The organism is Streptomyces apocyni, from assembly GCF_009739465.1.
GTDB lineage: Bacteria > Actinomycetota > Actinomycetes > Streptomycetales > Streptomycetaceae > Streptomyces > Streptomyces apocyni.
This window is the reverse complement of record NZ_WHOM01000055.1, coordinates 1-20,864: the sequence shown is the minus strand read 5'-3', so window position 1 is coordinate 20,864 and position 20,864 is coordinate 1. Positions and strand designations below refer to the sequence as shown.

Genomic DNA, 20,864 nt, shown 5'->3' with positions numbered 1-20,864 from the left:
GGAAATTGCTCGTCCGTTCTCGGTCACAGCCCTCGGCGCATGCATCTGCAGCTGCACGTGCATACCTTCGACTCACTGGAAATACCCATAAGTAGGCCCCTCTTCCGCCTGGGCGGAGAGGGGCCTACCTGGGATCACGCCGACTTACGTCACTCCTTTCTCTCCGGTCAGCTCTTGGGGGCGCCGACCAGCTTTCCCTCGGGTGAGACGGCGTACCATGAGCCGCCCACCCCCTGGCCGTTGGTGTCGCCGGGCTTCTTGTCCGCGGCGAAGGTGTAGAGCGGCCAGCAGTCGATGGTCTGCTGCTTGATTCCGTCCGGGCGGTCGAAGACGACAAAGCCCCGATTCCCGCTGCTGCCCTTGAGTTCGATGCCCTTGGTGTCGTTGGCTTCGACGGGCTTGACCGCGGGCCACTTCTCCAGGCATTCGCCGGTGCAGGCGGTCTTCATCGGCCAGGCGGAGTCCTTCGTGAAGCGGTAGACCGTCATGCCGTTCTTGTCGACGACGATCTCGCCCAGCTTGGGGTCCTCGCGGGTCGACATCCCGGGCAGGTCGGCCACGTCGCCCGCTTCGGGCTGGTCGCCGCCCGCGTCTCCTCCGTCGCCGTAGTCCCCGCCAGCGTCGTCACCCTCGCCGCCACCGCCACCGTCCGCTGCCCCCGCTGCCGCCTTCTTGCCGTCGGGCGCCGCGGCGTACCAGGTCCCGCCAACCCCCTGCCCCTTGGCGTCACCGGCCTTCTTGTCCTGGGCGTACCGGTACATCGGCCACCCGGCGATGGTCAGCTGCTCGGTGCCGTCGGCGCGCTCGACGCTGCCGATCAGGGCGACGTCCACGCCGGGCGGCGCCTTGACGTCGTCCGCCGCGACCACCGGCCAGGCCTTGGCGCAGTCCCCCTCGCAGTTCGACTTGGGCGGCTCGGCGGTGTCCTTGTCGAAGCGGTAGAGCGTGAGGCCCGCGCTGTCCGTGACGACCTTGCCCAGCTTCTTGCTGTCCCACACCGCGAGCTGACCCGCGGACTTGGCCTCGGCCGCCCCGCCCTCGGCGTTGGCGTCCGCTCCGTCGCCGTAGCTGCCACCCGCCCCGTAGCCGCCTTCCGCCGGGACGGCGTTGCCCACGGACCCCTTGGGGGAGTCGGAGCCCTGGTCCTGACCGCACGCCGCCGTCAACGTCAACACGGCCGCGGCCGCCACCGCCATCGAGGCGCTGCGCCAGGTATTCATCGTCCGTCAACTCCTGCCGTTCTCCGGTATGTCGCGGAGCTCGGATGCGCCGCACATGGTCCTAGATACGGGCGCCGGTGGCGGAAGTGTTCAACGAGCGCGGGGAATCTTTTTTCGACGGCGCGCCGCGCGGGTCCCCTGACCGGAGTACGCCGATGACCCATTCGCCCGGCAGCGATCGCGGCCTCGGGGGGCGTTCTCTAGCGTTTCGGACATCGAGGTGCATATACGGCATACGTGGAAGAGGTCCGCGGGCTGCTCCTCGGGGACCTGGAGGATTCACCATGCGCGCGATACCGATGGCGTCCGTCGCCCTGCTCTCGGCCGGTGCCCTGGCACTCGGCTCTCCCGTCGCGAGTGCGGCCGTCACCGGCGACCCCAGTGGCAACATCACGTCGTTCGGCTTCAGCGTCACGCCGTCGACGGTTCAGGCCGGTGGCCAGGTCAAACTCAAGGCCGACGGCTGCGACAAACCGGTCATCGTCACCTCCGGGGTCTTCGACACCGTCACGATCCCCAAGGGCGACGTCGTGTCGGCCAAGGTGGACTGGGACGCCAAGCCGGGTGCGTCGTACACGGTCACCTTCGACTGCAAGGGTGAGAAGGGCACCACCGATCTCACCATCGCGGCCGGAGGCAACAACCAGACCACCACGGGCGGCAACATCCACCGGGGTGTCAAGGCGGGCATCGGCGGCAGTTTCGGCGACCTGAACCTCGGCGAGCTCGCCCTGGGCGCCGCGCTGATCGTCGGCGCGCTGGGTTCGGCGGTCTACTGGGCGCGTCGTCGCACCGGCGAGGACGACGCCTGAACCACCCGCCGTCTGGAGCCCCCGTCAGAACAGCGCTTCGCCCCGGGATTCCCACGAATCCCGGGGCGAAGCGCTGTTCTGACGCCGTGCCGACCGCACGGACGGCGGGTGGTTCAGGCCCTGGACTCACCGCGGCGACGCATCCAGAAGACGCCTCCGCCGATCGCCGCGGCCGCCACCAGGCCACCGCCGATCGCCATGTCGGTGGCGGTCGCGCCGGTGCTGGTGCTGCCCCCGACACCGCCACGGACCCCGCCGTGGATGACGGTGAAGGCCGCGTTCTTGGTGACCGAGCTGCTGCCGCAGTGCACCGTCACGTCCTTCGCGCCGATGCTGGCGTTCGAGTTGACGGTGGCGCGGGCCTTGAACACGTCACCCTGGTGGTGCCGCAGCCTCGCGGTGGGGAACGCGTCCGAGAACACCCGCCCGCCCGAGCAGGCGTGCTCCTTGACCTTGATGGTGACCTCACCGCCGCGCGGGACGGCATGGGGCGAGACGCTGACCGCGCTGGCATCCCAGGCACTCGCAGCAGGCGCTGCGAGCCCAAGGAACGTTCCGGCGACGGCCGCGACCGCCAGGGCGCGAGTAGTACGCATAGGGACCTCCGCGGCAGGCGCCCCGGGGAACCGTCCCCGGTCGATTGGCGAGAGCGCCTCCCAGACTGACCCTCAGGCGCCTTGCCAGGGGCCGCATTTCGGCGCTCCGCCGTACTGGTGAGGCGACACGCCGCGCGAAGACCCGATGAAATGACGTACTCGCAGGTCACGGACCGTCAGAAATCTCCTGGCGCGGGCAACTCGGATGGCGCACGGACCGGTGGCCCACCACCCGTTCGCCCGCGCTCTGTCGCCGGTCACGCGCCGTGGACTTAGCGTTCTGCCACAGGCTCTTAGAGGGGATTGCCGATGCCTACGTCCCACCCGGCCGCGGAGGGGGAGCCGCAGCGCAAGCGCGCGCCCTGGGGTGTGATAGCGCTGGTGCTGCTGACCGGTCTCGCGTTGATACGGAATGGGTCCGGCGAGTTCGACGTGGGGCCGCCGCAACCCGCGAGCGCCGCCGCCGCCGACGCCGCGATGCCCGCGGCGCCGAAGACCCTGGGTCCCACGCCGCTGCCCTTCTCGCTGGCGGACCGCATCAGGATTCCGGCGATCCAGGTGGACGCGCCGATCCAGCCCGTGGGACTGGACCCGGAGGGCTGGGTGGACGCCCCGCCGGCGCAGGAGCCGAATCTCGCGGGCTGGTTCACCGGTGCCGTGTCACCCGGCGAGAAGGGGACCGCCGTCATCGACGGCCATGTGGACAACGACCAGGGCCCGGCCGTGTTCTACGGGCTTGGTTCGCTGAAGAAGGGGAACCGCGTCGAGGTCCTGCGCAAGGACGGCCGCACCGCCGTGTTCGAGATCTACGGCATCGAGGTGTTCGACAAGCGGAACTTCCCCGGCACCAAGGTCTACGGAAGCACCGGCGCCGCGGAGCTACGCGTCATCACCTGCGGCGGCGGGTTCTCCAAGAGCGACGGCTACGACGGAAACGTCGTGGTGTTCGCCCGCCTGGCCAGTACGCACTGACCGGGCGGGCGGCAGCCCCGTACCGCTCTCGGGCCACCCCGTCAGATCCGCATGCTCCTGGGCGCGCTGAACTCGTAGCCCGCGTCCAGCAGGCGCGGCAGGTACACGCGCAGCGCCTGGACGCTCTGCGAGCGGTCGCCGCCCGCGTCATGGGAGAGCACCACCACGCCGGGACCGGCGCCGTCCAGGACGCGCCGGACGATCGTGCCGCTGCCCGGCTCGCGCCAGTCGAGGGTGTCCACGGTCCAGGCGAGCGGCTCCATGCCGAGTGCGGAGCCCAGTTCGAAGGTGTCGCGGTTCCATGCCCCGTACGGCGCGCGGAACCACCGTGGCGGCTCTCCCACCAGGGCGTCGACGAGATCGCTGGTGCGCTCGATCTGGCGGCGGATCGCGGACCGGGTCAGCCGGGTGAGTTCGGGGTGCGACCAGGTGTGGTTTTCGACGGCGTGCCCGTCGTCGGCCATCTGCCGCAGCAGGTCGGGGTGGGCCTCGGCCATCTCGCCGCAGACGAAGAACATCGCCCGTACGTCGTACTGGCGCAGGGTCTTGAGGATGCGGGAGGTGTAGCGGGGGTCGGGCCCGTCGTCGAAGGTCAGCACCATCCGGCGGTCGGCGCCCGTCATTCTCAGGATCGGCGCGGCGCGTACGGCGGGCCGGACGGGCAGCTCCCGCGGCGGGCCCATGCCGGTCATCGGACGCAGCCGGTAGGCGGACGCGTTCTGGGGGCGGCTCGCCGGCGGGCCCGGCGCGGGGGACGCCGCGGGGGTGGGCGTCTTGGTCGGCGTACCCGGCCGGTCCGCGCTTGAGCACCCGGCCGCGGCGAGGAGGCCGAAGAGCGCGGCGCCACGCAGCAGTGTGCGTCGGCCTGGAAGCCCCGGAAGCCCAGCAACCCCCGGAAGCGGTTCATCATTTTTCATGACTACTAACTCGCACGGCCGTGTACCGGCGGGTCTCACCAACACGGCGGCGTGGGCGAAAGCACCCGATGAGACCGGCTCGGGGTGCGGAATGCCGCGCGAGGCCGTAAGGAGGGAAGACGTCCTCAGCGGCGGCGCACGAGCGGGAACGGCAGCGTCTCGCGGATGGTCAGGCCGGTGAGGAACATGACCAGGCGGTCCACGCCGATGCCCAGGCCACCGGTGGGCGGCATCGCGTACTCCAGCGCCTCCAGGAAGTCCTCGTCCAGCTCCATCGCCTCCGGATCACCGCCCGCGGCGAGCAGCGACTGCGCGGTCAGCCTGCGCCGCTGCTCCACCGGATCGGTCAACTCCGAGTAGGCGGTGCCCAGTTCCGTGCCGAAGGCGACCAGGTCCCAGCGCTCGGCGAGCCGTGGGTCATGGCGGTGCTGGCGCGTGAGCGGGGAGACATCGGTCGGGAAGTCCTTGTAGAAGGTGGGCAGCGTGGTCTTCTCCTCGACCAGGCGCTCGTACATCTCCAGGACGATGTCGCCGCGGCCGTCGTCGGGGGCGCACGGCACTCCGGTCCGGTCGCAGTGCCGGTGCAGTACGGCCACCTCGGTGTCGGCGTCGATCTCTTCCCCGAGCGCGTCGGAGATCGCGCCGTACACGGTCCTGACCGGCCAGGGCCCGGAGATGTCGTGGGCGACGAGGCGGCCGCCCGCGTCCTGCCGGTGGGCGACCGCGGCGCCGAAGGCGGCGGTGGCCGCGCCCTGGACGAGTTCGCGGGTGAGGTCGAGCATCACGTCGTAGTCGGCGAAGGCCTGGTAGGCCTCCAGCATCGTGAACTCGGGGTTGTGCTTGTAGCTCACGCCTTCGTTGCGGAAGGTGCGGCCCATCTCGAAGACCTTCTCCAGGCCGCCCACGCAGAGCCGCTTGAGGTACAGCTCGGGGGCGATACGGAGATAGAGGTCGAGGTCGTAGGCGTTGATATGGGTGGTGAAGGGGCGGGCGTTGGCGCCGCCGTGGATCTGCTGGAGCATCGGTGTCTCGACCTCCAGATAGCCGCGCTCCAGCAGGCCCTGGCGCAGCGCCTGGACGGCGGTGGAGCGGTGGCGGACGACGTCCCGGGCGCCCGGGCTCACGACCAGGTCCACCGCGCGGCGGCGTACCTTGGCCTCGGGGTCGGCCAGGCCCCGGCGTTTGTCGGGCAGCGGGCGCAGGCATTTGCCGGTGAGCTGCCAGTCGCTGACGAAGACGGTGAGTTCGCCCCGGTCGCTGACGCCGACCTCGCCGCTCGCCGTGATGTGGTCGCCGATGTCGGTGTCGGTGGTGAAGGCGTCCAGCGTGCTGCCGGAGTCGACACGGGTGAGGGCCAGTTGGAGGTCGCCCGACCAGTCGCGCAGGACGACGAAGACGATGCCGCCCAGGTCGCGTACGAGCATCACCCGGCCCGCGACGGTGACGCGCTCGCCCGTACGGGTGCCCGCGGGGAGCGCCGGGTGCGCGGCGCGGACGGCGGCCAGGGTGTGGGTGCGCTGGGCGACCCCGACGGGGTACGGGTCGGTGCCGTCAGCGCGCAGCCGGGCCAGCTTGCGGTGGCGGACGCGGACCTGTTCGGGCAGCGCGTCGGTGGGGTCGCGGTCGGCGCCGGGGGTGCTGCCGCCGAGGCCGAGCGCCTCGATGGGTGGCAGGCCCTCGGTGGTGGACGGCTGTACGGCGAACCTGGCGGGCTGGTGGCCGTTGCCCCACAGGGTGCGCAGGCTGGGTACGGAGACGAAGCCTTCGGCGATGCCGGAGGCCAGGCCGACCCGGGGCAGCGAGCCGGCGTCGCCGTAGCAGATGAAGCGTGGGTACCACTCGGGGTCGTACTTGGCGTTGGAGCGGTACAGGGCCTCCAGCTGCCACCACTTGGAGAAGAACAGCAGCAGCTTGCGCCACAGGCGCAGCACGGGACCGGCGCCGATGCGGGCGCCCTCTTCGAAGACCGAGCGGAACACCGCGAAGTTCAGGGAGATCCGGCGCACTCCCAGCTTGCCCGCCTGGGCGCACACTTCGGCGACCATGAACTCCATCACGCCGTTGGGTGCGCCGCGGTCGCGGCGCATCAGGTCGAGCGAGATGCCGTCCCGGCCCCAGGGGACGAAGGAGAGCAGGGCGAGGAGCTTTCCGTCAGCGTCGTGCGCCTCGGCGAGCAGGCAGTCGCCGTCGGCCGGGTCGCCGAGCCGGTCGAGTGCCATCGAGAAGCCGCGTTCGGTCTCGGTGTCCCGCCAGGCGTCGGCGCGGTCGATGACCTCCTCCATCTCCGCTTCGGAGAGGGTGGCGTGGCGGCGTACGCGGCAGCTGGCGCCGGTGCGCTGGACGCGGTTGACGGCCTGTCGGGTGACGCGCATGTCGCGGCCGTTCAGGTCGAACCTGGCGGTGTGCAGGATCGCCTCGTCGCCGAGTTGCAGGGCGCCGAGTCCGACGCGCGCGTACGCCGTGGCTCCTTCTTCGGACGCGCCCATGACGGCTGGGGCCCAGGCGTAGCGACGCGCGGCGGCCAGCCAGGCGTCGATGGCGGGCCCCCAGGCTCCTGGGTCGCCGACCGGGTCGCCGCTGGCCAGGCAGACGCCCGCCTCGACCCGGTAGGTGACGGCTGCCTTGCCGCTGGGCGCGAAGATCACGGCCTTGTCGCGGCGGGTGGCGAAGTAGCCGAGCGAGTCCTGGCCCCCGTAGGCGGCGAGCAGGGCCCGGACGCGGGCCTCCTCGTCGCCGTGCAGGGCGGCCTCCATGCGCTGTGAGCGGAAGAGGGTGGCCACGGCGTTCAGCAGGGCCAGCGCGCCGAACAGGCCGAGCAGGAAGTTCACCGGTCGGCGCGGGCTGCCGTCGAAGTGGCCCGCGGTCACCAGCCCGCCGCAGACCCGGTTGACCGACCAGAGCAGCCGCTGGCCGCGCTCCAGTGTGCCGGGGAAGAGCTCGACCAGACCCCAGCCGACGAGGATGGCGAGGGCCAGTCCCCCGGCCAGGACCGCGAGCGCCCGCGGGAAGGCGCCGCGCCGGGAGTCCGCGGAGAACTCCTTGTGCGCCAGCAGGAGCAGCACCAGCGCGGCACCGCACACGATCGCCGACGGCAGCGCCTCCCGCCAGTGGCCCTCGGCGGTCCATACTCCGTCCACGATGAGCAGCAGGGACAGATAGGCGACGACGAGCCGCCAGGCGATGGCCTTACGGGACGCGCAGGCCGCCGCCAGCAGGAACAGGAACACCGCGTAGGCGAGGTTCGCGCTGAACGGGACGGTGAGGGTGTCCAGCAGGTCGGTGAAGGGCCGCAGCAGTCGGCGGAGCGGGTGGACCAGGGCGAGCAGCGCGCAGAACGCGCCGAGCAGCCCGAAGAAGGTCGCGAAGCCCTCGGGTACCTTGCGCAGGAAGCGGTCGGCGGGGCGTTCCCGGTGCCTGTCCCTGGTCGCGTCCTCGCCGGTGGCGGGCCCGGATTCCTGCACGGTGGCGCTCATGGTCCGACTCTAGGAACACCTGGGCGAGGTCGCCCGTCGAGTGGCCGCCACCCGCCACCCGCCACCCGCCACCCGCCTGCGGCCACCCGCCCGTCACGCTTGCCCGTCCTACTGGCCCATCACCAGGCCCGCCTTGGCCCCACCGCGGCTCATCACGACGCGCTGGATGCGGTCGCGCAGGGCGGTGTGGTCGGCGCCGTCGTCGATGGCGGCGTTCACGTTGACGACGCGCCCGGCGTCGGTGTCGTACCACTGGGGGATGAACTCGGCCTTGCTGACTTCCCAGCGGCCGTCGGGCTCGGCGGGCGGCGCGAACGTGAACCGGCCGATGGTTCCCTGGTTGCCACGCGGGTCCTGTGCGCCGGAGTGGTTGAACATGGCACCAGCGATCTGGTCGCCGAGGCCGTACGCCACCCAGGAGCCGTTGACCTTCTCGTACGCCTGCGGGACATGCGCGTGGGTGCCGACGATGAGGTCGATGTCGGGGCGGCCGTCGGTCTGGGACGCGGTGAGCGCCTTGGCGAGGCGGAGCTGCTGGGCGTTCGGCTCGTCCTGCCACTCCTGGCCCCAGTGGGGGCTGACCACGACGACGTCGGCGCCCGCTCTGCGGGCGGCGCGGGCGTCGGAGATGATCTTCTCGTCGTTGAGGAGGTTGACCGCCCACGGACGGCCGGTGGGCAGCGGGAGGCCGTTGGTGCCGTAGGTGTACGCGAGATGGGCGACCTTGGCACCTCCCGCCGTGAGCATGGTGATCTGCCGGGCCTCGGCCTCCGAGCGGGCCGACCCGGCGTGTTTGACGCCCGCCTCGTCGAGCGCGTCCAGGGTGCGGCGCAGCCCTTCGGACCCGTCGTCCAGGGTGTGGTTGGAGGCGGTGGAGCACGAGTCGTACCCGGTGTCGGCGAGCGCGACGGCGACCTCGGGCGGTGACTTGAAGGTGGGGTAGCCGGTGTAGTCGCCGTCCGCGCCGTAGACGGTCTCCATATGGCAGATCGCCAGGTCCGCCTTGGAGATCACGGGTTTCACCCCGGCGAACATCGGGCGGAAGTCGTAGCCCGCGCCGCCCGCGTCCGCGCGTGCCTGCTCGATGACCGAACTGTGCGGGAGCACGTCACCGGTGGCGACGAGGGTGAACGCCCGCATCCCGGCGGAGGCGCCACGGACCGCTGACGGACCGCCTGACGCGGCGGGCTTCGCGGCGGGCTTCGCGGCGGGGGCGCGCGGCGGTGCCGGTGGGGATTCCTGCGGCGGGGACGCGCAGGCCGCGGCGGCCGCTGCCAGGAGGGCGGTGAGTGCGGTGGTACGCGCTGCGCGCTGGGTCATCGGCCGGGCTCCGTCATTCGGCGATACTGGCCATATCAAGAGATATTCGTAGAAACGCCGCGTCAAGGAACAAGGCCGCCACAGTCCCTGAATCGGACGCGCATACGGCCGTTCGCCCGCCCGGTGGCCCGCTCGCCGCACCGCTCGCCGACCTCTTCGACCGCCCGCCGCAGGCGTCCGTACGCCATATGTCCGCGCGCCGCGCGCTGCGCTGCCATACCGCCATGACGACGGCGACCCGCACCGACGAACACACCCTGGCCGAGCTGCAGCGCGAGCACGGACCGGCCCTGCTCGGCTTTCTGCACCGGCTCACTCTCGGCGACCGGCAGCGCGCCGAGGACCTGGCCCAGGAGACGCTGCTCCGCGCCTGGCAGCACCCCGAGGCGCTGCGCTCCGACCACGCCTCGATCCGGCCCTGGCTGTTCACCGTGGCCCGCCGCCTGGCGATCGACGCGCGCCGCCAGCGGCTGGCCAGGCCCCTCGAAGTGAGCGGTCAGGTGCTGGAGAGCGCCCCGGTCTGCGCGGACCACGCGGAGCGCGCCACGGCGGTGCTGGACGTACGCCAGGCCGTAGGGACACTCAGCCCCGAGCACCGTGCGGTGCTCCATCAGGTGTACTTCCGGGGGGCGAGCATGGCGGAGGCGGCTGCGGAGCTCGGTATCCCTACCGGTACCGTGAAGTCCCGCGCGTACTACGCTCTGCGCGCGCTGCGGCGAGTTCTTCCGGGCTACGCGGGTGACCTGCGGTGAAACGAACGGCTAGGTCAAACCTCCGTAAAGCGCCTTGCCCATGGGCCGGTTGAGTAATCGGCTACTCCCATCCGTGTTTCGGTACGAGGGCTGGGGGGCCTCGCTGAGTCCACGGACCGGAGATCCCGGAGGAAGGCGGAAGAGGATGCCACACAGAAGCACCGACGACGGCCTCGGAGGCAGTGCCGAACTGTCTATCCCGATGGCGTGGTTGTACGCCGAGTACATCGCCGACGAGCTGTTACGCACCGGCGACCTGATGCCGCCCACGTCCTTCGAGTACCGGGCGGGACGCGATGCGCTGGCTCTGACGATCTTCCTGTCCGACTCCGGCGGCGAGCTGTCCGGCATCCGGGTCATCACCCAGCTGGAGACCTGGCTCGCACTCACCGCGTACGACCAGCCCTGGCAGGACTGGGTCCGCGAGCGGCTGGCCGACGAGGCGCTCGGCGCCGAGCGCGCCGGGCCCGATCTGCACCTGGCGCGGCTGGCCTGGCAGTGGCTGGAGGAGACCGAACTCCTCGCGCCCGACCTGGACGCGGTGGTGCTCGACGGCGGGGCGCCGCCCGACGAGGACGGCGGGCCGCAGGTGTGGACGCCCGCCTGGCAGCTCGGACTGCCGCTCGGGCACCTGGCGATCCATCTGTTCTGAGGGCCTGTCGCTGAGCGCCGGTCGCTGAGTACCGGTCAGACCGCGCCCAGACCCTAGGGTCTGTCCGGCGGTCCCGTAGGTGAGGAGTGCACTCCGGCGCGGTACTTGGGAATCCGTACGGTGATCTTCATCCCCGCCCCCACGCCGGTCTCGATGACCAGCCCGTACCCGTCGCCGAACACCTGCCGCAGCCGGTCGTCCACGTTCGACAGGCCGATACCGGCCGACGGATCGCACTCGCCGCGCAGTATCCGCCGCAGCCGCTCCGGGTCCATACCGACTCCGTTGTCCTCGATGACGACCTCCGCGTCGGCGCCCGCGTCCCGGGCGCCGATGGTGATCCGGCTGCGGGTGACCGCGCCCTCCAGACCGTGCTTCACGGCGTTCTCCACCAGCGGCTGAAGACACAGGAACGGCAGGGTCACCGGCAGCACTTCGGGCGCGATCTGCAACGTCACCGCGAGCCGGTCACCGAACCGGGCGCGGACCAGGGCCAGATACTGGTCGATGGAATGCAGCTCGTCGGCGAGGGTCGTGAAATCACCGTGCCTGCGGAACGAATAGCGGGTGAAGTCGGCGAACTCCAGCAGGAGTTCCCGCGCCCGCTCAGGGTCGGTACGCACGAACGACGCGATCGCGGCGAGGGAGTTGAAGACGAAGTGCGGGGAGATCTGGGCCCGTAGCGCCTTGATCTCCGCCTCGATGACACGGGTACGGGAGCGGTCGAGCTCGGCGAGCTCCAGCTGTACGGAGACCCAGCGGGCCACTTCGTCGGTAGCCCTGGCGAGTACCGCCGACTCCCTGGGCGCGTACGCCACCAGCGCGCCAAGGACCCGCTGGTCGACAACGATCGGCGCGGCCACCGCCCAGCGCTGCGGGCAGTCAAGGTCCCCGCAGGCGCAGTCGAATGCGGCGCTGCGCCCGGTGTCCAGCAGAACGCCGAGCGCCTTCAGCACCTGCTGGCCGTGCTGCTCCCCCGCCCCGTCCCAGGCGAGCACCGCACTGCGGTTGGTCAGGCAGAGCGCGTCGGTGCCGAGCAGCGAGCGCAGCCGTCCGGCGGCCTTGCGCGCGGTGTCCTCGGTGAGCCCGGCACGGAGCGGGGGCGCGGCCAGCGAGGCGGTGTGCAGGGTCTCGAAGGTGGCCCGCTCGACGGGTGTGCCGACGTCGCTGCGGCCGAGGGGGTGGGCGGTACGGCGGCCGAGCAGGAAGCCGCCCGCGAGCAGCAGGGGGCAGAGCGCGAGCAGGATGGCGACGGTCACTTCCGCTCTCCTTCCGCGGCGGTGGCGGTCTGCCGCACGGTCAGCGACTCGGGCAGATGCAGCCGGGTCATGGTGGCACTGGTGTGCGGCGGCACACTGCCGGGTGTGGCGAGCGAGCCAAGCACCATGGCCAGGAACCCGATCGGCACCGACCATACGGCGGGCCAGGCCAGCAGCGTGTGCGGCCAGCCCGAGCCGACCGCCCCACCCACCGTGAGCCCGACCGCGACCGTCGCCGAGCCCCCGCCGAGCAGCAGCCCGGCGACGGCGCCCGGCGGGGTGAGCCGCCGCCACCAGATGCCCAGCACCAGCAGCGGGCAGAACGACGAGGCCGACACCGCGAAGGCCATCCCCACCGCGTCCGCCACCGGCACCCCGGTGACCAGCAGCGCACCGGCCAACGGCACCAGGGTGGCCAGCACGGTGGCGAGCCGGAAGTGCCGTACGCCGCGCGAGGGCAGCACATCCTGGCTGAGCACCCCGGCCACGGCCATGGTCAGGCCCGACGCGGTGGACAGGAAGGCGGCGAACGCCCCACCCGCTACCAGCGCGCCCAGCAGGTCGCCGCCGAGCCCGCCGATCACCCGCTCGGGCAGCAGCAGGACGGCGGCGTCGGCGTGTCCGGTGAGGGTGAGCTCGGGGGCGTACAGCCTGCCGAGTGCTCCGTACAGGGGCGGCAGCAGGTAGAAGGCGCCGATCAGGGCGAGCACCACGACGGTGGTGCGGCGGGCGGTGCGGCCGTTGGGGCTGGTGTAGAAGCGCACCACGACATGCGGCAGGCCCATGGTGCCCAGGAAGGTGGCGACGATCAGCCCGTAGGTGGCGTAGAGCGGATGGTCGGCGCGGCTGGTGGCCAGCGGCCGGCTGGCGCTGGAGCTGGGCTCGGCGGCGGGGACCTGGGAGCCCTCGGGGAACGTCAGCCGGGTGCCGCCGTCGATGCGGTGGGTGCCCTCGGCGAGCGTCACGCGCGCGTCGTCGTACGCACGGCCGTCGACCGCGCCCGTGAGGGTGACGGCAAGCGGGGCGTTCAGCCTGATGTCGACCGGCTCGGTGACGCGTACGGACTGCTGCTGGCGCAGGCCTGCGGGCTCGTCGAACTCGGCGTGCGGGCGCCCGTCGCCCTGCCAGGCGAGGACCAGGAACAGCGCGGGCACCAGCAGGGCGGTGAGCTTGAGCCAGTACTGGAAGGCCTGGACGAAGGTGATGCTGCGCATCCCGCCCGCGGCGACGGCGAGCACCACCACGGCGGCGACCAGGGTGCCGCCGAGCCAGCGGGGCGCGCCGGTGAGGATCTCCAGGGTCAGTCCGGCGCCCTGGAGTTGGGGCACCAGGTAGAGCCAGCCCGCGCCGACCACGAACACGCTGACCAGCCTGCGCACCTGCCGGGACTCCAGGCGGCCCTCGGCGAAGTCCGGCAGGGTGTACGCGCCTGAGCGGCGCAGGGGGGCGGCGACGAAGATCAGCAGGACGAGGTATCCGGCGGTGTAGCCGACGGGGTACCAGAGCATGTCGGGGCCGTGCAGGAGCAGCAGTCCGGCGATGCCCAGGAAGGAGGCGGCCGAGAGGTACTCGCCGCTGATCGCGGCGGCGTTCAGGGACGGGCCGACGGTGCGTGAGGCGACGTAGAAGTCCGATGTGGTGCGGGAGATCCGCAGGCCGAAGCCGCCGATCAGGACGGTGGCGAGGACGACGGCGGCGACGGCGGGTATCGCGTACGACTGGTGCACGGCTGGTTCAGCGGCCTTCCGTGCCGTCGGAGGCCGGTGCGGCGTCGGAAGCCGAGGCGGCGCCGTCGGAGGCCGGGGAGGACTCGGCGCCCTGGACCAGGCGGGCGAAGTCGCGCTCGTTGCGCTCGGCTCGGCGCACGTACCACCAGGCGATCAGGACGAGCACCGGATAGCAGCCGAAGCCGAGTACGGTCCAGACGACCACGGGTCGGCCGAGCGCGCCGAAGAACAGGGGCAGGGTCGCGGCGGTGAGGGCGAGCACGCCGAAGGCGGTGAGCCCGGCGCGCAGCTGGCTGCGCATCAGGGACCGGACGTAGGCAGCGCCGAGGGTGGTCTGCTCGTCGATCTCTGACTGGGTGCGGTGCCCCGGTGGCCGATGCACCCGCCGGGGTTCCCCGGTCACCACTTCGCGGCGGGGCGCGGGCTCTGCGGACACGGCTGGAGTGTACGCAGCGCGGACGGGGTGGCGGAAGGCCGAGGGCCTGTCCGGCGGATCATGGCCGGGTCCGCCGGACAGGCCCTGGTCAGACAGGCTTTCTCAGCTGCGGTCTGTGCGCATCAGCAGGTCACGCAGGCGGCTGGCGTGCCGCCGGGACACGGCCAGCTCCGCGCCGCCGACGCGGACGCTCATGGAACCGGCGTCGAGCCGGAGTTCGTCGATGCGGTGCAGGGCGACCAGATGGCGGCGGTGGATACGGACGAAGCCGTGCGGCTGCCAGCGCTCTTCGAGCGTGGTGAGCGGGACACGGACGAGGTGGCTCTCCTGGCCGGTGTACAGCCGCGCGTAGTCGCCGTGCGCCTCGACGTAGACGATGTCGGCGACCGGCACCAGCCGGGTCACCCCGCCCAGCTCGACGGGGATGTGCCCGGCCGTGGTCTCCGGCACCGGGCGCGGCGGCCGGTTCTCCTGGGCGGCGGTCTGCGCGGCGAGTTGCTCGGCGGCCCGGCGTACGGCCTGGGCGAGGCGCTCGGTACGGACCGGCTTGAGTACGTAGTCCACGGCGTTGAGGTCGAAGGCCTGGACGGCGAAGCCCTCGTGTGCGGTGACGAAGACGATCAGCGGCGGCCGGGCGAAACCCGCGAGCAGCCGGGCCACGTCGAGCCCGGTGAGCCCCGCCATCTGGATGTCCAGAAAGAGTACGTCGATCGCGTCCGGACTGCCCTGGCCCGCGTCGATGGCCTGGGAGATCCGGCGCAGCGCGTCGGTGGCGTCCGTCGCGCCCTCCGCGCTGTGCACATGGGGGTCGGCCCGGAGCAGGTAGAGCAGCTCGGCGAGCGCGGGTTCCTCGTCGTCGACGGCCAGTATGCGCAGCATGCGGGTGGAGTGTATGGGGTCACCCGACGGGGGCCAATCCGCGGGCCCGCGCTCCGCAGGCCCGCGCTCCGCGCTCCCCGCTCTTCGCGCCCCACTCCCCGAGCCCCACTCCGCGCTCCTACTCGCGGTCCGGCACGGTGAACTCGCACCACACGCACTTGCCGGTGCCCCGCGACTCCACTCCCCAGACGTCCGTCAGCCGGTCCACCAGCAGCAGTCCCCGTCCGGATACCCCTGACTCGCCCGCCTCGCGGCGGCGCGGCAGGGCGCTGGAGCTGTCCTCGACCTCGAGGCGTACCCGCCGGGCGGCACCCGTCAGCACCCGCAGGGTGACGATCGCCGCGCCCTCGGTGTGCAGCAGCGCGTTGGTGACCAGTTCGTCGGCGATCAGCTCGACCTCGTCGGCGCGTTCCCCGGCTCCCCAGGCGCGCGCGGCGGCCCTGACCATGTGCCGGGCCTCGCTCAGCCCGTCGGGGTCGTTCGGCGCGACATGCTGCTGGAGGCGGCCGCCCGCCTGCGGAGCGTCGGTGCTGCTGCGGCGCAGCAGGAGCAGCGCGGCGTCGTCGTCGCCCCCGCGCTCGTCCACCACCTCGCACAGCCGGTCGGCCAGCTTGTCCAGGGCGTCAGGACCCGAGGCGATCAGCGCGGTCAGCGTCTGCATCCCGTCGTCGAGGTCGGCGCCGGGCACTTCGACCATGCCGTCGGTGCAGAGCACCATCGTCTCCCCGGGGTCGAGCTCGACGGTGGACACCGGGTACTCCAGACGCCCGAACTCGGCGGAGAGGCCCAGCGGAAGCCCGCCTTCCAGGCGCAGCCTGCGGCAGCTGCCGTCGGGCTGGCGTACCAGCGGCTCAAGGTGCCCGGCGCGGACGAACTGGACGACTCCGGTGCCGAGGTCGACCTGGGCGTACAGACAGGTCGCGAACCGGTCGGTGTCCAGTTCGTGCAGGAAGGCGGAGGCGCGCGCCATGACCGTGGCGGGGGTGTGCCCCTCGGCGGCGTAGGCGCGCAGCACGATCCGCAGCTGGCCCATGACGGCGGCGGCGTGCGTGTCGTGCCCCTGGACGTCACCGATGACCGCGCCGACCCGGCCGCCGGGCAGCGGGATCACGTCGTACCAGTCGCCGCCAATGCCCCGGCCCAGCTTGGCCGAGCGGTAGCGCACCGCGGTCTCCGCGCCCGGGATGCCGGGGATACTGCGCGGCAGCATGGCCGTCTGCAGCCCCTGGGCCAGCTCCTTCTCCTGCTCGAAGAGCATCGCCCGCTGCAGGCTCTGCGCGATGCTGCTGCTGAGCGCGACCAGGACGTTGCGCTCCTCGGCGGTGAAGCCCGTTTTGTCCCGGTAGAGCAGTCCGAGCGCGCCGATCGGCCTGGCCTGGGCGATCAGCGGGAGGTAGGCGGCTGAGCTGATCTTCAGGTCGGTGAGGTGCGGCCACAACAGGGGGTACCGGTAGGCGAACTCCTCCGGTGACTCGATATAGCAGGGGGACAGGGTCCGTACGACCTCGCTCATCGGGTACTGCTCGTCGATGCGGGTGAAGCGAGTGCCGGGCACGAAGCTGCCCGCGGGCCCCTCGGCGACCAGGTGGATCCGCCCGGCCTCGACCAGACCCATGACCAGACTGGTGGCCCCCAGCCGGGCCAGGCCCTGACTGTCCCCCAGGACATCGATGACGTCCTGGACGGTGCGGGCGTGCGCGAGGGCGGCGGCGGTTCCCTGGACGACGCTGGTCTGGCGGCTTGTCGCCTCCCGCAGATCGGCCCGCTCGCGGCGCTGGGCCAGGTCCTCGAGCTCCTGCCGCGCGTCTCTGACGATGCCGACGATCCGGCGCGGGCGGCCGGTCTCGTCGCGTCGGATGTAGCCCTGGGTGTGGGTCCAGCGCAGGGTGCCGTCGCGCAGCCGGACCCGGAAGTAGGCGCCGTAGTTCTCGCTGCCGTCCTTCAGGGCCCCCGAGACCAGGGCGTCCAGGCGGTGGCTCTCGGCCGGGGGGACCCGGGGCGCCAGGGACTCCGGACGTCCGTCGTATTCGTCGGGCCGTAGATCGAAGATCTCGTGGGCCCGGGCGTCCATGTGCATCTGGCCGCTGTCCAGGTCCCAGTCGAAGGTGCCCATGAGGTTGAGCGCCAGGATCGGGTCCGGGTGGGCGGGCCAACCGTCCGGCATGGGCAGGGCACTCGCTCCCCGATCAACCATGTGCCTACCTTGTCACCATTTATCTGATTTCACGAGCTCGACTGTAGACGATTTCAGGTGTCGAAGACTTCGAGATCCGTGGACTCGTCGGGGGCATCGAGGTCGTCGGGGGCAGTCGGCACATTGGGGGCGGTGGGGGCGGTCGGCGTGTCCTCGTCGCCCTCCGTGCCGGGGTCTGCCGGGTCGGCCGGGTCGGCCGGGGGTGGCGTCGGGCAGCCGGACGGCAGCGGCGACAGCGAGGGCGCGGGAGACGGGGTGGTGGGCAGCACGCTCGGGCAGTCGGTGGGGGTGTCGCCCGGGGGGTCGCCTGGAGTGTCGCCGGGAGTGGGCGTGTCCGTCTCGTCCGGCGACGGAGACCCGTCCGTCTCGTTGGGCGATGCGCTGTCCGACTCATCGGGTGACGCGGTCCCTTCCGACTCATCGGGCGACGGGCTGCCGTCGTCCGGCGAGGCGCCCGGGTCGAGCGAGGGGTCCGGGGACGGCGGCGGCGGTACGACCCGGTCGTCGCGGCCGTCGTCGCCGATCCGGCGCTCGATCCAGATGTTGTCGGTGATGTTGACGATGATGATGGTGGTGATCACCTGCGGCGCCCGGGTGATCACGACCGTCCTGGTGGGGTGGTAGCCGTCCCAGGGCTGGCCCCGGTGGGTCGCGTCGCCCCGCACCGCGGTCGGCGGGCTCAGCGGATTGCCGCACGCGCACCGCACCCGCGGCAGCCCCCGGTCGTCGACCAGTACGGCGGTACCGGTCTGCAGTACGGACGGGAAGCTGGTGGGCCGCCCGTCGCGGTAACCGTGGCTGGTCACCCGCGTGTCGGCCCGCACCTGGACGGGAGCGAGGCCGCGCAGCCAGCCCGCGATGCCGGACGGCTCGATCCCCGCGGCGTCGGCGAAAGCGCGGGACTTGTCCTGGTCCGAGGTGAGGAGGCGGGCCTGCTGGTCCACATCGCAGCTCGCGACGGAGTAGGTCCCGCCGTACAGGCCGGGAGTGCCGCCCTCGATGCCCCGAACGCCCTGAGGTGTGGGCGAACCGGTGGGGGGCGGCTGCGGCGTTCGGGTGACGGGCGGGGTGGCGTCCGTGGTGTCCGTGGCCGTCGCGGTGGAGTCGGTGAACGGGTCAGGGCCCTGCGCGGCGACGGGCTGGAGGAACACCTCGTCCGGCGGCTTCGTCGCGTCCGCCGCGCCCTGGCCGCTGTCGCCGGAGCAGCTCGCGACCAGCAGGGCCGTGGATATCGCGAAGGCCGCCGCATAGCGCCTGATGGGTGAGTGCACGCGGTTCTCCCGCCTCTGACCGGCCCCCTTCGCCCCGATGACCCCCATATCCTCCACTCTCGCGGAGTGGTTCGCCTCCGCTGCGCGGGCTGCCGGGTGTGTCATTCGGCCCGCGAGCCGAATCACGCACCCGGCGCCACAATGACGGATGTGGAGTGGTTCACCGGACCCGACTACTGGCTGGCCCGGCTGGTCTTCCAGCGGGCGCTGGCCGCGGTCTATCTGGTCGCCTTCGTGAGCGCGGCGCTGCAGTTCCGGGCGCTGATCGGCGAGCGCGGGATGCTGCCGGTGCCGCGCTACGTGGCGCGGGTCCCGCTGCGCGCCGCGCCCAGCCTGTTCCAATGGCGCTACTCGGACCGGCTGTTCGCGTGCTGCGCCTGGACGGGCGCGCTGCTCTCCGCCGCGCTGCTCGCGGGTGTCGACGGGCTGGTGCCGCTGTGGGCGGCGATGCTGATGTGGGCGGTGCCGTGGGCGCTGTATCTGTCCATCGTCAATGTGGGGCAGACCTGGTACAGCTTCGGCTGGGAGTCGCTGCTGCTTGAGGTGGGCTTCCTCGCGGTGTTCCTCGGCAACGACGACACCGCGCCACCGGTGCTCGTCCTGTGGCTGCTGCGCTGGGTGCTGTTCCGGGTGGAGTTCGGCGCCGGGCTGATCAAGCTACGGGGCGACGCCTGCTGGCGGAACCTGACGTGCCTCTACTACCACCACGAGACCCAGCCGATGCCCAACCCGCTGAGCTGGTTCTTCCACCATCTGCCCCGGCCGCTGCACCGGGTGGAGGTGGCGGCGAACCACGTCACCCAACTTGCGGTGCCTTTCCTGCTGTTCACTCCGCAGCCGATCGCCTCCATCGCGGCTTGCGCCATGATCGCCACGCAGCTGTGGCTGATCCTCTCCGGGAACTTCTCCTGGCTGAACTGGCTGACCATCGTGCTCGCGCTGTCCGCGATCGACTTCACCCCGCTGGCGGGCGCGCCGCCGTCGCTCGCCGCTCCCCCGCTCTGGTACGAGGTCGTCGTGATCGCCGTCACGGCCCTGGTACTCGGCCTGAGTTACCGCCCCGCGCGCAATCTGATCTCCCGTGGCCAGATCATGAACTACTCCTTCGACCCGTTCCATCTCGTCAACGCCTACGGCGCGTTCGGCACCGTGGGCCGGGTCCGCTACGAGGTGGTCGTCGAGGGTACGGCGGAGCCGGTGCCCCCGCCGGACGACACCGGGTGGCGGGAGTACGAGTTCCACGGCAAGCCGGGTGATCCTCGGCGGCTGCCCCGGCAGTTCGCGCCGTACCATCTGCGCCTGGACTGGCTGATGTGGTTCGCGGCGCTGTCCCCCGGCTATGCCAGGCCCTGGTTCGGGGCGTTCGTCGAGCGGCTGCTGGAGAACGACCGGGACACCCTGCGGCTGCTGCGCGGGAACCCCTTCCCGGACGCCCCGCCGACGCATGTACGGGCCGTGCTGTACCACTATCGCTTCACCACCTGGCGGGAGTTGCGGGACACGGGGGCCTGGTGGCACCGGACGTACGTACGCGAGTTTCTGCCGCCGACCCGCTTGGAGCGCCCGTCCGACACCTGGCAGCGGGACGGCTGACGCGGCTCAGCTGTGTCTACGTCCGTACTACCGCCGTGCTACCTCCGCACGACGCGCTGGAACGCCCCGTCCGACGTGGCCAGTTCAGCCCAGCTGCCCTCCTGTACGACGCGGCCGTGTTCCAGTACGGCGATCCGGTCGGCCCGTCGAATGGTCGCGGGGCGGTGGGCGATGACCAGCGTGGTGCGTCCCTGGGAGACGGTACGCAGGGCCGCGGCGAGTTCGGCGTCGCCCGCGGTGTCCAGGTGCGCGGTCGTTTCGTCCAGGACGAGGACGCGCGGGGCGGCGAGCAAGGCGCGGGCCAGCGCGACGCGGGCCCGCTGGCCGCCGGACAGGGTGGCGCCGCGCTCTCCGACCAGGGTCGCGTACCCGTCCGGGAGGTCGCCCGCGACCCGGTCGACGCCGCACACACGGGCCGCCTCCTGTAGCGCGGTGTCGCTGGCGTCGGGCGCGGCCAGGCGCAGGTTCTCGGCCAGGGTGCCGTGGAACAGCGGTGCCTCCTGGCCGACCACGGCGAGGGCCTGGCGCAGGTCACGGTCGGCCAGTTCCCGTACGTCGACGGGCGCGCCGCTGACCGGGAGCAGCTCGACCGCGCCGGACGCCGGGTCCCAGAAGCGGGCCAGCAGGTGGGCGCAGGTGGACTTGCCCGCACCGGAGGCACCGACAAGGGCGACGGTGCGGCCGGGTTCGACGGTCAGGTCGACCCCGTCCAGGACCGGGTCCCCGCCGTAGTCGAACCGCACGCCCCGCAGCCGTACGCCCAACGGACCATCCGGGAGCGGCCGGGGCGC

The 20,864-nt window shown here is 71.9% G+C and carries 17 protein-coding genes; 5 read left to right on the top strand and 12 right to left on the bottom strand.

Annotated features, from left to right (window positions below; translation table 11 throughout):
- Positions 1-167 precede the first annotated feature (167 nt).
- Positions 168-1,220, bottom strand: a complete 1,053-nt coding sequence (locus GCN81_RS15075; RefSeq protein ID WP_156725124.1) for an SCO0930 family lipoprotein — start codon at positions 1,218-1,220, stop codon at positions 168-170.
- A 284-nt stretch (positions 1,221-1,504) separates the two neighbouring features.
- Here GCN81_RS15075 and GCN81_RS15070 point away from each other — a divergent pair, with 284 nt between their 5' ends.
- The gene (locus GCN81_RS15070; protein WP_156725123.1) at positions 1,505-2,032 is read left to right on the top strand and encodes a hypothetical protein; all 528 of its coding nucleotides are present in this window, start codon (positions 1,505-1,507) and stop codon (positions 2,030-2,032) included.
- A 113-nt stretch (positions 2,033-2,145) separates the two neighbouring features.
- On the opposite strand, the gene GCN81_RS15065 is transcribed toward GCN81_RS15070, so the two are convergent.
- The gene (locus GCN81_RS15065) at positions 2,146-2,628 is read right to left on the bottom strand and encodes a hypothetical protein (RefSeq protein WP_156725122.1); all 483 of its coding nucleotides are present in this window, start codon (positions 2,626-2,628) and stop codon (positions 2,146-2,148) included.
- Positions 2,629-2,937: 309 nt separating this feature from the next.
- Here GCN81_RS15065 and GCN81_RS15060 point away from each other — a divergent pair, with 309 nt between their 5' ends.
- Positions 2,938-3,600 carry a class F sortase gene (locus tag GCN81_RS15060; protein WP_156725121.1) on the top strand — a complete coding sequence of 221 codons (663 nt, stop codon included), beginning with the start codon at positions 2,938-2,940 and terminating at the stop codon, positions 3,598-3,600.
- 41 nt (positions 3,601-3,641) lie between these two features.
- Here GCN81_RS15060 and GCN81_RS15055 read toward each other — a convergent pair whose 3' ends face one another.
- The 3 genes from GCN81_RS15055 to GCN81_RS15045 all read right to left on the bottom strand — a co-directional run bounded on the left by GCN81_RS15055 (position 3,642) and on the right by GCN81_RS15045 (position 9,310).
- Positions 3,642-4,517 carry a polysaccharide deacetylase family protein gene (locus GCN81_RS15055; protein ID WP_156725120.1) on the bottom strand — a complete coding sequence of 292 codons (876 nt, stop codon included), beginning with the start codon at positions 4,515-4,517 and terminating at the stop codon, positions 3,642-3,644.
- Between the two features lie 125 nt (positions 4,518-4,642).
- Positions 4,643-7,990, bottom strand: a complete 3,348-nt coding sequence (lysX, locus tag GCN81_RS15050; protein ID WP_156725119.1) for a bifunctional lysylphosphatidylglycerol synthetase/lysine--tRNA ligase LysX — start codon at positions 7,988-7,990, stop codon at positions 4,643-4,645.
- Positions 7,991-8,098: 108 nt separating this feature from the next.
- A complete protein-coding gene (locus GCN81_RS15045) occupies positions 8,099-9,310 on the bottom strand; it encodes a CapA family protein (RefSeq protein WP_156725118.1) in 1,212 nt (403 codons plus the stop codon).
- Between the two features lie 188 nt (positions 9,311-9,498).
- Here GCN81_RS15045 and GCN81_RS15040 point away from each other — a divergent pair, with 188 nt between their 5' ends.
- Both GCN81_RS15040 and GCN81_RS15035 read left to right on the top strand, forming a co-directional pair.
- A complete protein-coding gene (locus GCN81_RS15040; protein WP_156725117.1) occupies positions 9,499-10,062 on the top strand; it encodes a sigma-70 family RNA polymerase sigma factor in 564 nt (187 codons plus the stop codon).
- A gap of 145 nt (positions 10,063-10,207) precedes the next feature.
- Complete coding sequence (locus GCN81_RS15035; RefSeq protein WP_156725116.1) at positions 10,208-10,714, top strand: hypothetical protein; 507 nt, start codon at positions 10,208-10,210, stop codon at positions 10,712-10,714.
- Between the two features lie 53 nt (positions 10,715-10,767).
- Here the strand turns inward: GCN81_RS15035 and GCN81_RS15030 are convergent, their stop codons facing one another.
- The 6 genes from GCN81_RS15030 to GCN81_RS15005 all read right to left on the bottom strand — a co-directional run bounded on the left by GCN81_RS15030 (position 10,768) and on the right by GCN81_RS15005 (position 18,480).
- Positions 10,768-11,973 (bottom strand): sensor histidine kinase, encoded by a 1,206-nt coding sequence (locus tag GCN81_RS15030; RefSeq protein ID WP_231626738.1) that lies wholly within the window; start codon positions 11,971-11,973, stop codon positions 10,768-10,770.
- Positions 11,970-13,700, bottom strand: coding sequence for a sodium/solute symporter (locus GCN81_RS15025; protein WP_231626737.1), 1,731 nt, complete (start codon positions 13,698-13,700; stop codon positions 11,970-11,972). The genes GCN81_RS15030 and GCN81_RS15025 overlap by 4 nt, the downstream gene beginning before the upstream one ends.
- A gap of 7 nt (positions 13,701-13,707) precedes the next feature.
- A complete protein-coding gene (locus tag GCN81_RS15020) occupies positions 13,708-14,136 on the bottom strand; it encodes a DUF485 domain-containing protein (protein WP_231626736.1) in 429 nt (142 codons plus the stop codon).
- 102 nt (positions 14,137-14,238) lie between these two features.
- Positions 14,239-15,015, bottom strand: a complete 777-nt coding sequence (locus tag GCN81_RS15015; RefSeq protein WP_156725114.1) for a LytR/AlgR family response regulator transcription factor — start codon at positions 15,013-15,015, stop codon at positions 14,239-14,241.
- Between the two features lie 118 nt (positions 15,016-15,133).
- Positions 15,134-17,209, bottom strand: a complete 2,076-nt coding sequence (locus GCN81_RS15010) for a SpoIIE family protein phosphatase (protein WP_156725113.1) — start codon at positions 17,207-17,209, stop codon at positions 15,134-15,136.
- Between the two features lie 53 nt (positions 17,210-17,262).
- Positions 17,263-18,480, bottom strand: a complete 1,218-nt coding sequence (locus GCN81_RS15005) for a DUF6777 domain-containing protein (protein ID WP_156725112.1) — start codon at positions 18,478-18,480, stop codon at positions 17,263-17,265.
- A gap of 150 nt (positions 18,481-18,630) precedes the next feature.
- Between GCN81_RS15005 and GCN81_RS15000 the strand changes: the two genes are divergently transcribed.
- Entirely contained in the window at positions 18,631-20,073 is a 1,443-nt protein-coding gene (locus tag GCN81_RS15000; protein ID WP_156725221.1) for a lipase maturation factor family protein, read from the top strand.
- Positions 20,074-20,111: 38 nt separating this feature from the next.
- On the opposite strand, the gene GCN81_RS14995 is transcribed toward GCN81_RS15000, so the two are convergent.
- Positions 20,112-20,864: ABC transporter ATP-binding protein (locus tag GCN81_RS14995; protein WP_231626735.1), on the bottom strand; the 753-nt coding region annotated here is incomplete at its 5' end.